General features: G+C 58.1%; 12 protein-coding genes. 9 read left to right on the top strand and 3 right to left on the bottom strand.

The features are described from left to right. Positions 1-229 precede the first annotated feature (229 nt). The 3 genes from AACW30_RS27140 to AACW30_RS27130 form a co-directional block, all read right to left on the bottom strand. Positions 230-502: a TfoX/Sxy family protein gene (locus AACW30_RS27140; RefSeq protein ID WP_105698742.1), complete on the bottom strand. Its 273-nt coding sequence runs from the start codon at positions 500-502 to the stop codon at positions 230-232. A 203-nt stretch (positions 503-705) separates the two neighbouring features. Next, entirely contained in the window at positions 706-1050 is a 345-nt protein-coding gene (locus AACW30_RS27135) for a pentapeptide repeat-containing protein (RefSeq protein WP_106579232.1), read from the bottom strand. A 93-nt stretch (positions 1051-1143) separates the two neighbouring features. Next, positions 1144-2700 carry a bifunctional aminoglycoside phosphotransferase/ATP-binding protein gene (locus AACW30_RS27130; RefSeq protein ID WP_119741082.1) on the bottom strand — a complete coding sequence of 519 codons (1557 nt, stop codon included), beginning with the start codon at positions 2698-2700 and terminating at the stop codon, positions 1144-1146. 118 nt (positions 2701-2818) lie between these two features. Here AACW30_RS27130 and mrcB point away from each other — a divergent pair, with 118 nt between their 5' ends. The 9 genes from mrcB to msrQ all read left to right on the top strand — a co-directional run bounded on the left by mrcB (position 2819) and on the right by msrQ (position 12636). After that, positions 2819-5143 (top strand): penicillin-binding protein 1B, encoded by a 2325-nt coding sequence (gene mrcB, locus AACW30_RS27125; protein WP_106579230.1) that lies wholly within the window; start codon positions 2819-2821, stop codon positions 5141-5143. Between the two features lie 16 nt (positions 5144-5159). Continuing rightward, positions 5160-5894, top strand: a complete 735-nt coding sequence (locus AACW30_RS27120; RefSeq protein WP_119741084.1) for a tetratricopeptide repeat protein — start codon at positions 5160-5162, stop codon at positions 5892-5894. Next, a complete protein-coding gene (locus AACW30_RS27115; protein WP_095013553.1) occupies positions 5894-6223 on the top strand; it encodes a YqcC family protein in 330 nt (109 codons plus the stop codon). The genes AACW30_RS27120 and AACW30_RS27115 overlap by 1 nt, the downstream gene beginning before the upstream one ends. 431 nt (positions 6224-6654) lie before the next feature. Next, a complete protein-coding gene (locus tag AACW30_RS27110; protein ID WP_106579404.1) occupies positions 6655-8379 on the top strand; it encodes an acetolactate synthase 3 large subunit in 1725 nt (574 codons plus the stop codon). Between the two features lie 2 nt (positions 8380-8381). After that, positions 8382-8873 (top strand): acetolactate synthase small subunit, encoded by a 492-nt coding sequence (gene ilvN, locus AACW30_RS27105; protein ID WP_003176102.1) that lies wholly within the window; start codon positions 8382-8384, stop codon positions 8871-8873. Positions 8874-8920: 47 nt separating this feature from the next. After that, a complete protein-coding gene (ilvC, locus tag AACW30_RS27100; protein ID WP_003176099.1) occupies positions 8921-9937 on the top strand; it encodes a ketol-acid reductoisomerase in 1017 nt (338 codons plus the stop codon). Positions 9938-10081: 144 nt separating this feature from the next. Further along, positions 10082-10939, top strand: coding sequence for a CDP-diacylglycerol--serine O-phosphatidyltransferase (gene pssA / locus AACW30_RS27095; protein WP_145162066.1), 858 nt, complete (start codon positions 10082-10084; stop codon positions 10937-10939). 63 nt (positions 10940-11002) lie between these two features. Further along, positions 11003-12016: a protein-methionine-sulfoxide reductase catalytic subunit MsrP gene (gene msrP / locus AACW30_RS27090; protein ID WP_119741086.1), complete on the top strand. Its 1014-nt coding sequence runs from the start codon at positions 11003-11005 to the stop codon at positions 12014-12016. Next, positions 12016-12636 carry a protein-methionine-sulfoxide reductase heme-binding subunit MsrQ gene (msrQ, locus tag AACW30_RS27085; RefSeq protein ID WP_200623876.1) on the top strand — a complete coding sequence of 207 codons (621 nt, stop codon included), beginning with the start codon at positions 12016-12018 and terminating at the stop codon, positions 12634-12636. Before msrP ends, msrQ begins: the two co-directional genes overlap by 1 nt. The last annotated feature ends 134 nt before the right edge of the window (positions 12637-12770 follow it).

The following is a 12770-nucleotide window of genomic DNA, read 5'->3' as shown; positions in this document are numbered from 1 at the left end:
AGGCAAAAAAAGACCCGGCAAGAGCCGGGTCAAATAACCGTGATTAGCCTGATGAGGAGATAATCTGAGAGTCCGAACCAATGGTCTTTCAGTTATCGGCTGATCTCGCGACCAGTTGTGATAATCATAACGATTCTCATTTGAGAGTCAACATTTGTTTTTGCTCGACCTGCGGAATTTCTCAAACAGGCGTTCGTAATGCCCGTAAACGTTGAGTTTTATCGCTGAGCTAATTCTTCTGACGTGCCGAAATCGCATCCAACTGGCGGTTCAGCGCTTCCTTTCGCTCCACGGGAATGTCGTTCCAGTGCACATCCATCAATGCGCCTTCAATGGCATACAGCAATACTTTCGAGGCCCGGAAACCGCGAGTTCGCACTGCCCGGTAGGCATCGACCGCTCCCAGGCGGCGCAAGTCGGACGCGCTGTGGATGCCCACCGCATGCAGCCACTGCGCCGACGTCTTGCCAAGGTTTTTCAGGTGTTGCAGCTCATCGTTCATCAAGCCTCCTTGCGACGGCCGAATGGTGCGGTGGGTATCGTGACCAGGCAAGCCTGAAAAGGAGTGTAGCGCTCAGTAGGAAAAGCGTAGTTCTTTGGTCAGGAACGGCTCAAACGCTTATAAGAATGGTCAGGAGGTTTTAAGCAAGGGCAGGGCGAACCACCCGGCACGCTTGATGCGTAGCCGGGGGCGGGCATGTGACGTCACTTGGTGCGATAGCGCAGGCGAGTACCGAAATTAACCGACATGAGAATCTCGTCAGCGGTCAGTTCAGGTGGAAAGTAAGTGCCGGAAATTTGTGCATGCGCCAGGCTGGCGCCTTCCAATGAGCAGTCGCGTAGATCCAGGCCACGCAGGTCGGCAGAACGGAAATACGCGTCGGTGAAATCTACACCCGTGGCGTTCAGGTCGCGCAGGTCCAGCCCGCGAAAGTCACCGCCACGCATGTCGATGCTGCCGTCTTTAGGCCGTTCCTGGTTGAAGCCTCGAATGTCGTCCTTGTGCAGGAGCGCGTAGAGCGGAGTATCAAGAAGCTTGGGCTGACTCATGACGGCGACTCCTGTTGGAATTATGACGCCATTATAGTGCCACTATTGCTTGGTCGTGCACCGTAGATCGGTGACACGACCAAGAAATATTTCTTACAGGCCTGGCAGGCGCTGGCGGATATGCGCCACCAAGGCATCCAGGGTTCCGCTTTCATTGGTCTCTACGCGCTTGCTCAGCAGCAGTTCTTCAGCGGTCAGCGGGTCGCGGTTGGCCTGCTGCTCTTCGATGATGGTCAGCGTCGCGTCGGAAGGGTCGTTCTTATCCGCCTGACGTTGTGCCAACCAGCTGGCGATAACGGCTTGCGGTGCGTTGCAATCCAGGATCAGGAATGGCGCGCCGGTGGCCTCGGCAATCTTCGCAGCAGCGTCGCGCTGTTCACGTTTGAGGAAGGTGGCATCCAGTACGACCGGGTAGCCGGCGCGCAAGACGATATCGGCGATTTCATTCAGGCGAGCATAGGTTGCTGCGCTGGCGTCGGCAGCATAGATGCCGGCCTGTGGTGTGTTTTCCACGTGCTGTTCGCCAAACAGGCGTTTGCGTTCCACGTCCGAGCGCAGGCGCACGGCACCCAACGCTTCCACCAGGCGCATGGCTACGTGGCTCTTGCCGACTGCCGATACGCCGTGGGTAATCGCCAGGAAGCGCGAAGGAATAGTGCTGTAGCTTTCGGCCAGGTTGGCGTAGTTGCGGTACTGGCGCAGGGTGGTGGCGCGCTGCACCGGGCTTGCCTCGCTCGGCATGCTGAACAGTGCAACCTTGGCGCGTACCAGCGCCCGGTACGCTTTATAGAAGTTAAGCACTTCCAGGCCTTGGTAATCGCCGGTCAGTTCCAGGTATTGGCTGATAAAGCGACGCGCCAGGGATTTGAGGCCACGGTCTTCCAGGTCCATCGCCAGAAAGCCGGTGTCGGCGTACACGTCGGTGAAGCGGAACGGCTCGTTGAACTCGATGCAGTCGAAGATGACGACTTGGCCGTCGATCATCGTCGCATTGCCCAAGTGGATATCGCCGTGACATTCACGCGTGAAGCCATCCTGCTTGCGCTGCGCCAGCAGAGGCTTGAGGCGCTCGAAGCTGCTTTCGGCCCAGGCCTGCAGAGCTTCCAGCTGTGCCAGATCGGCCTTGTCGCTGAGGAAAGGGCGGATCTGATCGAAGTTCTGGCGCACTGGCGCCATCACCTCGTCCGGGGTGCCGGCCGGATGCGCCTGTGGAACCTTTGGTGCGGTGAGGTGGAAGTGCGCAATCTGCTTGGCCATTTCGTCAATATGCGCGCTGGTGAGTTCGCCGTTGGCTTGCAAGGTGCTCAGCAGTTGGCTTTGCGGGAACTGGCGCATTTTCAGCGCGTACTCGATTACCGGGCCATCGCCGCCCAGTTGCGGGGCCTCGGCGGTGCCGGTGATCGGCAACACTTCAAGGTACAGATCTTCGGTCAGGCGCTGGTTGAGGCGAAGTTCTTCGTTGCAGAAGTGCCCCCGGTCGTCCAGCTGGGTGAAATCCAGAAAGCCGAAGTTCATCGGCTTCTTCAGTTTATAAGCGAAGGGGCCAGTCAGAATGACCCAGGAAATATGGGTCTCGATAACGTGAAACGCTTCAACCGGATGGGGATACAAAGCCGGGTTTTGCAGGGCGGCGATCAGGGACTGGCTCACGGGCGATCCTTCAAAGTCTGGGGGAAATCATGGCGGGCATTATGGCTGTTACAGCCGGTCGTGCAAACCGCTGTCCGGCTCATGTTGATCATCAATAAAGTGCGTATAATCCGCCGCCATGACTCGAACCCGATCTCCCCGTTCCCGTAAAAAACCTCCTTCCCGCGGCCTGCGCCCGTGGCTCGGCTGGGCGCTCAAGCTCAGCCTGGTGGGCCTTGTAGTGCTCGCCGGCTTCGCGGTGTACCTCGACGCTGTGGTCCAGGAGAAGTTCTCCGGCAAGCGCTGGACCATTCCGGCCAAGGTGTACGCACGCCCGCTGGAACTGTTCACTGGCCAGAAGCTGAGTAAAGATGATTTCCTGACCGAGCTCGACGCGTTGGGTTACCGCCGCGAAGCCGTGAGCAATGGTCCTGGCGCTGCGGCCGTCAGCGGCAATACCGTCGACTTGAACACCCGCGGCTTCCAGTTCTACGAAGGCCTGGAAAAAGCCCAGCCGGTACGCGTGCGCTTCTCTGGCGATTACGTCGCCGAGCTGTCCTCGCTCAATGGTTCGAAGTTGCCTGTGGTGCGCCTGGAGCCGCTGCTGATCGGCGGCATTTACCCAAAGAACCTGGAAGATCGCATCCTGATCAAGCTCGATCAGGTGCCGCCGTATCTGCTTGAAACACTCGTTGCCGTCGAAGACCGCGACTTCTACAGCCACTGGGGTGTGTCGCCCAAGTCGATTGCCCGCGCCATTTGGGTCAACACTTCTGGCGGCAAGATGACGCAGGGTGGCAGTACGCTGACGCAACAATTGGTCAAGAACTTCTACCTGACCAACGAGCGCAGCCTGACCCGCAAACTCACCGAAGCCATGATGGCGATGCTGCTGGAGCTGCATTACAGCAAGCAGGAAATCCTCGAGGCTTACCTCAACGAAGTATTCGTCGGTCAGGATGGCCAGCGCGCCGTTCACGGCTTTGGCTTGGCCAGCCAGTTCTTTTTCGGTCAGCCATTGTCCGAGTTGAAATTGCATCAAGTCGCGTTGCTGGTGGGGATGGTCAAGGGGCCGTCCTATTACAACCCGCGTCGCAACCCGGAGCGTGCGCTTGAGCGTCGCAACCTGGTGCTGGATGTACTCGAGCAGCAGGGCGTGGCTACCGCTGAACAAGTCGCGGCCGCGAAGAAAATGCCACTGGGTGTGACAACCCGCGGCAAGTTGGCCGACAGCTCCTTCCCAGGCTTTATCGACTTGGTCAAACGTCAACTGCGCGAAGATTACCGCGACGAAGACTTGACCGAAGAAGGCTTGCGGATCTTCACCAGCTTCGACCCGATTTTGCAGATGAAAGCCGAAGCGTCGGTCAACGACACCTTCAAACGCTTGACCGGCCGCAAGGGCTCCGATGAAGTCGAGGCGGCCATGGTGGTGACCAACCCCGAAACCGGTGAAGTCCAGGCCATGATCGGCAGTCGCCAGGCCAGTTTTGCCGGTTTCAACCGCGCGCTGGATGCCGTGCGGCCGATCGGCTCGCTGGTCAAGCCTGCGGTCTACCTGACGGCACTGGAAAAACCGAGCAAATACACCCTGACCAGTTGGCTGTCGGATGACCCGTTGTCGGTCAAAGGTGCTGATGGCCAAGTGTGGACGCCGCAGAACTTCGATCGCCGCTCTCACGGGACGGTGTTCCTGTATCAGGGCCTGGCGCATTCCTACAACATCTCCACGTCGCGCCTCGGGCTGGAAGTTGGGGTGCCGAATGTGTTGAAAACCCTGGGTCGCCTGGGCATCAATCGTGAGTTCCCGTCGTTCCCATCGATGCTGTTGGGCGCTGGCGCCATGACCCCGATGGAAGTGGCCACGATGTACCAGACCCTCGCCAACGGCGGCTTCAATACCCCGATGCGCGGTATCCGCAGCGTGCTGACTGCCGAGGGCGAGCCGCTCAAGCGCTATCCGTTCCAGATTCAGCAGCGCTTTGATGCAGGCTCCATTTACCTGATCCAGAACGCCATGCAGCGCGTAATGCGCGAAGGCACCGGGCGTTCGGTTTACAGCGTGCTGCCGTCGAACCTCACGTTGGCGGGCAAGACCGGTACCAGTAACGATTCGCGTGACAGCTGGTTCGCGGGCTTCGGCCAGGACGTGCTGGCCGTGGTTTGGCTGGGGCGTGACGACAATGGCAAGACGCCGTTCACCGGTGCTACCGGTGCGCTGCAGGTCTGGACCAGCTTTATGCGCAAGGCCGACCCGTTGCCGCTGAACATGCCGCAACCGGACAACATCGTGCAGGCCTGGATTGATCCGCACACGGGGCAGGGCTCCGATGCCAACTGTCCGGGCGCGGTGCAGATGCCGTATATTCGCGGCAGCGAGCCACCACCCGGCGCCGCATGCGGTGGCAGTGCCCCTGCTGACGCGGAATCGGTGATGGATTGGGTCAAGGGCTGGATGAACTAAGCAAAGAGGGTTTCACGTGAACAAGTGGTTGATTCCAGCTATTACAGCTCTGGCAGTGCTCAGCGGTTGCTCCAGCGTGCAGCGCGGTTCGATTCCCGTGGTGGATTCGAGTACCACCGTTTCCAATAACGATCGCATTTCGGCCAACGGCGGCTTCCGTCAGACCGTGGTCAAGCGTCCTACGCAAGCCGCACCGCAAGCCATGCCGCAGGATTCGGGTGTGGTAGTGATGGTGCCGGGCGGTGGTGCTGCAACGTCGGCGCCGATCAGCGCCGAGCCGTGGACCCCAGGTCCAAGCACATCGGGGCCGGTTGATTCCACGCCGATCCAGACGGCGCCGGTCAATCAGGGCACCTACAACATGCCGTCGACGCCGAGCGGTATTCCGTCGTCGTCAAGCGCGGGCGGCCTGTCGGCTGATGAGCAACTGGACGGACCCGTGTTGTCGCTGTTGACTACTGCCCAGCAACAGCAGGCCGGTGGTGATTTGAACGGTGCTTCGTCCAGTCTTGAGCGTGCCCAGCGCGTGGCGCCTCGCGAGCCGCAAGTGTTGTATCGCCTGGCCCAGGTGCGTATGGCCCAAGGTGATGCGCCGCAAGCTGAACAGTTCGCCCGTCGCGGCCTGAGCCTGGCCAATGGTCGTCCCGATCTGCAGGCCAACCTGTGGGCCTTGATTGGTGACGCGCGTGCTGCCCAAGGCGATGCCGCCGGTGCTGCGCAGGCTCGGCAGAAAGCCAAGGTCAGCCTCTGATGGATGCACGGTTTCCCGCGATTGCCGAACAGTTATTGCTGATCGAGCGCGAATTGCGCGTGCAGGGCTGGTGGGACGAGGTGTCCCCCAGCGCAGAGGCGCTCAGCAGTGTCGAGCCTTTTTCGGTTGATACCCTGGATTTTCACCAGTGGCTGCAATGGATCTTCCTGGTGCGCATGAAGCAGATCCTCGAGCAGGATCTACCGTTGCCTAATGCGTCGGGGATCCTGGAGATGGCGGAGATGGTTTACGCCGATCGCCCGCTTGAGAGCCTCGGTTTGCGTAACGCGCTGAAAAAGTTCGACCAATTGATCGTCGACGCTCGTTAATTGCCTGACTGCCGGGTTTTCCGGCAGTCTTGCGCACATTTCTACCGCTTGACGACATTCAGGCGAGTTTTATCCCTCCTCAAACCCCTTTAATCTACGTTCTCATGCGCTTAGTTGGAAAAAAGCGCAATTATTGCTTGACTTGAAGGGGCTGAAACAGAAGAATCCAAAGTCCGCTGTATCGGGACTGCCAGAAGCAGACCCGCTCAGCAGATCATGAGGCGCATATCCGCGCCGACCTGTAACACCCGCAACGCGTTACCTCGCGCTGGGTGGGAAAAGCCCGCAACACTTGGGACGATCCCAATACTTGCTCAGTCAGTGCTGACGTAGTCGGCGACCACCGTCGCTCATGCTCTGTTGAGAAGTAAACCTATTAAGACCCGTCGGTTTTTAACGGACGGTATTCTGGCGTTTTAGAGGTGAACAACGTGGAGCTTTTATCTGGCGGTGAGATGCTCGTCCGCTTTTTGCGTGACGAAGGCGTCGACTATATCTACGGGTACCCAGGTGGTGCTCTGCTGCATGTTTACGACGCACTGTTCAAGGAACCGGCTGTTACCCACATCCTGGTTCGCCACGAACAGGCCGCGACCCATATGGCTGACGGTTACGCCCGTGCCACCGGTAAAGCCGGTGTGGTACTGGTGACGTCCGGCCCAGGCGCAACGAATGCCATTACCGGCATCGCGACTGCGTATATGGACTCTATTCCGATGGTGATCATTTCCGGCCAGGTCGCAAGCACCATGGTGGGGACCGATGCATTCCAGGAAACCGACATGATCGGTATCTCCCGGCCGATCGTGAAACACAGCTTCATGATCAAGCATGCCTCGGAAATCCCGGAAGTCATGAAAAAGGCGTTCTACCTCGCACAGTCCGGTCGTCCGGGCCCTGTTGTGGTCGATATCCCGAAAGACATGACCAACCCGGCTGAAAAGTTCGAATACATCTTCCCGAAGAAAGCCAAGCTGCGTTCCTACAGCCCGGCTGTTCGTGGGCACTCGGGGCAAATCCGCAAGGCAGCAGAAATGCTGCTGGCGGCCAAGCGCCCGGTGCTGTACTCGGGTGGTGGCGTGATCCTGGGCGGCGGTTCTGCTCCGCTGACCGAGCTGGCCAAGCTGCTCAATTTGCCAGTCACCAACACGTTGATGGGCCTCGGCGCATTCCCGGGCACGGACCGTCAGTTCGTCGGCATGCTCGGCATGCACGGCAGCTACACCGCCAACCTGGCCATGCACCACGCCGATGTGATTCTGGCAGTGGGCGCGCGTTTTGATGACCGTGTGATCAACGGCGCGAGCAAGTTCTGCCCGAATGCCAAGATCATCCACATCGACATCGACCCTGCGTCGATCTCCAAGACCATCAAGGCTGATGTGCCGATTGTGGGTCCGGTAGAAAGTGTGTTGACCGAGATGGTAGCCGCGCTCAAGGACATCGGCGAAACGCCGAACAAGGAGTCCGTTGCCAGCTGGTGGAAGCAGATCGACGAATGGCGCGGTGACCGCGGCCTGTTCCCTTACGACAAAGGCGACGGCAGCGTCATCAAGCCACAAACCGTGATCGAAACCCTGTGCGAAGTGACCAAGGGCGATGCCTTTGTAACCTCCGATGTGGGTCAGCACCAGATGTTCGCCGCGCAGTACTACAAGTTCGACAAGCCTAACCGCTGGATCAACTCCGGTGGCCTGGGCACGATGGGCTTTGGTTTCCCTGCGGCCATGGGTGTGAAGCTGAGCTTCCCCGACACCGACGTCGCGTGCGTCACCGGTGAGGGCAGCATCCAGATGAACATTCAGGAGTTGTCGACGTGCTTGCAGTACGGCCTTCCGGTGAAGATCGTCTGCCTGAACAACGGCGTACTGGGCATGGTGCGTCAATGGCAGGACATGAGCTACGGCAGCCGTCACTCCCATTCCTACATGGAATCGCTGCCAGATTTCGTAAAATTGGTTGAAGCCTACGGCCACGTCGGCATTCGCATCACCGATTTGAAAGATCTGAAGCCGAAGATGGAAGAGGCGTTCGCCATGAAGGACCGCCTGGTGTTCCTCGATATTCAAGTGGATACCAGTGAGCACGTCTACCCGATGCAGATCAAAGACGGCTCTATGCGCGACATGTGGCTGAACAAGACGGAGCGTACTTAATCATGCGGCACATTATCTCCCTGCTTCTGGAGAACGAACCCGGCGCTCTGTCTCGTGTTGTCGGCCTGTTTTCGCAACGCAACTACAACATTGAAAGCCTGACCGTGGCACCGACCGAAGACCCGACCCTGTCGCGTCTGACGTTGACCACCGTGGGCCACGATGAGGTGATCGAGCAGATCACCAAGAACCTCAACAAGTTGATCGAAGTGGTCAAGCTGGTCGATCTTTCGGAAAGTGCCCACATTGAGCGTGAGCTGATGTTGGTTAAGGTCAAGGCTACGGGTGCCCAGCGTGCCGAGATTAAACGGACTACTGATATTTATCGCGGGCAGATCGTCGATGTGAGCGCCAGCGTTTATACCGTTCAACTGACCGGTACAAGCGACAAGCTGGACAGCTTCATCCAGTCGATCGGGACGGCCTCGATTCTGGAAACCGTACGCAGTGGTGTCACCGGGATTGCCCGTGGCGACAAAGTACTCAGCATCTAACCCAAATTAGCGAATGGCCTTACGGCCTGGATATATAGAGGAACCTCATGAAAGTTTATTACGATAAAGATTGTGACCTGTCGATCATCCAGGGCAAGAAAGTCGCCATCATCGGCTACGGTTCCCAGGGCCACGCCCAAGCGTGCAACCTGAAAGATTCCGGCGTTGACGTCACTGTCGGCCTGCGCAAAGGCTCGGCCACTGTTGCCAAGGCTGAAGCCCATGGCCTGAAAGTGACCGACGTTGCTTCCGCCGTTGCTGCTGCTGACCTGGTCATGATTCTGACCCCGGACGAGTTCCAGTCCGCGCTGTACAAGAATGAAATCGAGCCGAACATCAAGAAGGGCGCCACCCTGGCCTTCTCCCACGGCTTCGCGATTCACTACAACCAGGTTGTTCCACGCGCTGACCTCGACGTGATCATGATCGCGCCGAAAGCCCCGGGCCACACCGTGCGTTCCGAGTTCGTCAAAGGCGGCGGTATCCCTGACCTGATCGCGATCTACCAGGACGCCTCGGGCAACGCTAAAAACGTTGCACTGTCCTACGCAGCTGGCGTGGGTGGCGGTCGTACCGGCATCATCGAAACCACCTTCAAGGACGAGACTGAAACCGACCTGTTCGGCGAGCAAGCCGTTCTGTGCGGCGGTACCGTTGAGCTGGTCAAAGCTGGTTTCGAAACACTGGTTGAAGCTGGCTACGCGCCAGAGATGGCCTACTTCGAATGCCTGCACGAACTGAAGCTGATCGTTGACCTCATGTACGAAGGCGGTATCGCCAACATGAACTACTCGATCTCCAACAACGCCGAATACGGCGAGTACGTGACTGGCCCGGAAGTGATCAACGCCGAGTCCCGTCAGGCCATGCGCAACGCCCTGAAACGTATCCAGGACGGCGAATACGCCAAAATGTTCATCAGCGAAGGCGCAACCGGCTACCCTTCGATGACCGCCAAGCGTCGTAACAACGCCGCTCACGGTATCGAAGTCATCGGCGAGCAACTGCGCTCCATGATGCCGTGGATCGGTGCCAACAAGATCGTCGACAAAGCCAAAAACTAAGTCGTACGCATCAACAGAAAACGCGGCTTAGGCCGCGTTTTTTCGTTTGAGGGGCTGGTTCTGGTATAAAGCTGCATCGTTTGCGGGCGAACACTCGCCGCAAGTTTCTGTCGAATTTTTTCACACCGTTGCAAGGTAAAATCCATGAGCGAACGTCCCGAAGAGCCACACCAGGCCTCTGACGCCGAAAGCCTGCTGCCGATCGATGAGCATGTCGAAGAAGGGCATGACGCGGAAGGTCGCAAGGTCCGGCATCGTGGCATCTATCTTCTGCCTAACCTGTTCACCACCGCGAACCTGTTTGCCGGCTTCTATTCCATCATCAACTCCATGAGCGCCCAAAGTGCGCTGGCGGCGGGTGATGCGGTAAGTGCCAGCAAGTATTTCGGTTTTGCCGCCATCGCAATCTTTGTGGCCATGGTGCTTGATGGCCTTGATGGCCGCGTGGCGCGCATGACCAACACGCAAAGTGCCTTTGGCGCCGAGTACGACTCGCTGTCGGACATGGTCGCTTTCGGGGTTGCACCGGCGCTGCTGGCGTTTGCCTGGGCGCTGGGAGATATGGGCAAGGTCGGCTGGATGGTCGCCTTCATCTATGTCGCCGGCGCCGCTTTGCGTCTGGCGCGCTTCAATACCCAGGTGGGTACCGCTGACAAGCGTTACTTCATTGGCCTTGCCAGCCCCGCGGCTGCAGGCGTCGTGGCAGGTATTGTCTGGGCATTCAGTGACTATGGAATCCAGGGCTCGAAAATGTCGTTCCTGGTGGCCTTGATGGTGGCTGCGGCTGGCATGCTGATGGTCAGCAACATCAAGTACAACAGCTTCAAGGAGTTCGACCTCAAGGGCCGCGTGCCTTTCGTAGCGATCCTGGTGGTGGTGCTGGTGTTTGCTGTAGTGTTCAGCGACCCGCCGCGTATCCTGCTGCTGGCGTTCCTGGTCTACGCCGCTTCGGGGCCGATTCAGTACTTGCTGCATCTGCGCCGCGACAAAACATTGTCTTAATGTAATGTCCGCCATACTCCGCAGTCTATTGGTGCATCAGTCCTCCAATGCTGCGGAGTTGCCATGTTAATCAAGATCCCCAAAGCGTCCGATTGTCACGAATCGGATGTCACGCCTGAATCCTTCTATTTATCTCGCCGTAGCTTGCTCGGTGGTGCGCTTGCTGGCGTCGCTGCCAGTACCTTGCCGCGCTGGGCCAGTGCTGACGATGCAGCGCGTTACGCCGACGTCGAGCCTGGCAATGCGCCGAGTTGGTTTGCCCAAAAGCTGCCAGGCACCCAGTGGCAGGCTGTTACGGTAAAGGACGAAGCCATTACGCCGTTCAAGGACGCAACCCACTACAACAACTTCTATGAATTCGGTACGGACAAGGGTGACCCGGCGAAGAACGCGGGTTCACTCAAGACCGAGCCCTGGAGTGTGGTGATTGATGGAGAGGTGGGCAAGCCGGGGCGTTATGCCCTGGAAGACTTCATGAAGCCTTATCAGTTGGAGGAGCGCATCTACCGTTTGCGCTGTGTCGAGGCGTGGTCGATGGTGATTCCGTGGATGGGTTTCCCCCTTTCAGCCTTGCTCAAGCAGGTGGAGCCGACCTCTAAAGCCAAGTTCATCCGTTTTGAAACGCTCCAAGACCCCAAAAGTATGCCGGGGCAGCGCTCAAGCTTTGGCTTGATCGACTGGCCATATGTCGAAGGGTTGCGCCTGGATGAGGCGATGAACCCATTGGCTATCCTTGCCGTTGGCATGTACGGGCGTGAACTGCCTAACCAGAACGGCGCACCACTGCGTCTGGTGGTGCCGTGGAAGTATGGCTTCAAGAGTGTGAAGTCGATTGTGCGGATCAGTCTTGTAAGCGAACAACCCAAGACGACCTGGCAGAGCATCGCGGCCGATGAGTATGGGTTCTACGCGAACGTGAATCCTACGGTCGACCATCCTCGCTGGACTCAGGCGCGAGAGCGTCGTCTGCCCAGCGGCCTGTTCAGCCCGAACGTGCGTGAGACGCAGATGTTCAATGGCTACTCGGATGAGGTCGCTTCTCTTTATACGGGCCTCGATCTGCGGAAGAATTACTGATGCGTTATCCGATCTGGCGTGTCGGCGTCTTTATAGCCGCGGCGATTTGGCCATTTTTCTGGTTGTACGAGGCATGGAATTCTGTGCTCGGGCCTGATCCAGGCAAAGTGCTGATGGATCGGTTGGGGCTTGGGACCTTGATTCTGTTGCTGATCACGCTGGGCATGACACCATTGCAGAAGCTCAGCGGTTGGGCGGGGTGGATTGCTGTCCGCCGACAGCTGGGACTCTGGTGTTTTGCGTATGTGGTTTTGCACCTGGCGGCTTACTGCGTCTTTATCTTGGGGCTTGATTGGTCGCAACTCGGGGTGGAGCTGCGTAAGCGGCCCTACATTATTGTGGGCGCGTTGGGCTTCCTCTGCTTATTGGTGTTGGCAGTGACCTCCAATCGCTATAGCCAGCGTCGACTTGGCAGTCGTTGGAAGAAGCTGCATCGCTTGGTGTATGTGATCCTTGGGCTAGGTTTGCTGCATATGCTGTGGATTGTGCGGGCCGATCTGAAGGAGTGGGCGATATATGCATCTATAGGTGTGCTGCTTTTGGTGCTGCGTATTCCGCCTGTCATGCGCTGGATTCCCCGCCTTATCGCGAAAAAACCAGTTTCTGCACCAAAAGCGTAATTAGTGCTTGACGGCAGATTCTGGAAGTCTATAATTCGCCCCACTTCCGGCGCAGTCGAAACGGAAAACTCCTTGGTAAACAAAGAGTTACGCAGAATTCGACAGCGAGTTGCTTCAGTTCATCGAAGCCCAGA

Origin of the sequence: Pseudomonas sp. MF6747, assembly GCF_963890955.1 — a bacterium.
Taxonomy (GTDB): Bacteria; Pseudomonadota; Gammaproteobacteria; order Pseudomonadales; family Pseudomonadaceae; genus Aquipseudomonas.
The sequence above is the reverse complement of the archived record's forward strand: the minus strand, read 5'-3'. Positions and strand labels throughout refer to the sequence as shown.

What these genes read in the sequence shown, in the direction of transcription:
- AACW30_RS27140 (WP_105698742.1), bottom strand. Translation starts at nt 502, where the DNA reads ATGAACGATGAGCTGCAACACCTGAAAAACCTTGGCAAGACGTCGGCG.
- AACW30_RS27135 (WP_106579232.1), bottom strand. Translation starts at nt 1,050, where the DNA reads ATGAGTCAGCCCAAGCTTCTTGATACTCCGCTCTACGCGCTCCTGCAC.
- mrcB (WP_106579230.1), top strand. Translation starts at nt 2,819, where the DNA reads ATGACTCGAACCCGATCTCCCCGTTCCCGTAAAAAACCTCCTTCCCGC.
- AACW30_RS27115 (WP_095013553.1), top strand. Translation starts at nt 5,894, where the DNA reads ATGGATGCACGGTTTCCCGCGATTGCCGAACAGTTATTGCTGATCGAG.
- ilvN (WP_003176102.1), top strand. Translation starts at nt 8,382, where the DNA reads ATGCGGCACATTATCTCCCTGCTTCTGGAGAACGAACCCGGCGCTCTG.
- ilvC (WP_003176099.1), top strand. Translation starts at nt 8,921, where the DNA reads ATGAAAGTTTATTACGATAAAGATTGTGACCTGTCGATCATCCAGGGC.
- pssA (WP_145162066.1), top strand. Translation starts at nt 10,082, where the DNA reads ATGAGCGAACGTCCCGAAGAGCCACACCAGGCCTCTGACGCCGAAAGC.
- msrP (WP_119741086.1), top strand. Translation starts at nt 11,003, where the DNA reads ATGTTAATCAAGATCCCCAAAGCGTCCGATTGTCACGAATCGGATGTC.
- msrQ (WP_200623876.1), top strand. Translation starts at nt 12,016, where the DNA reads ATGCGTTATCCGATCTGGCGTGTCGGCGTCTTTATAGCCGCGGCGATT.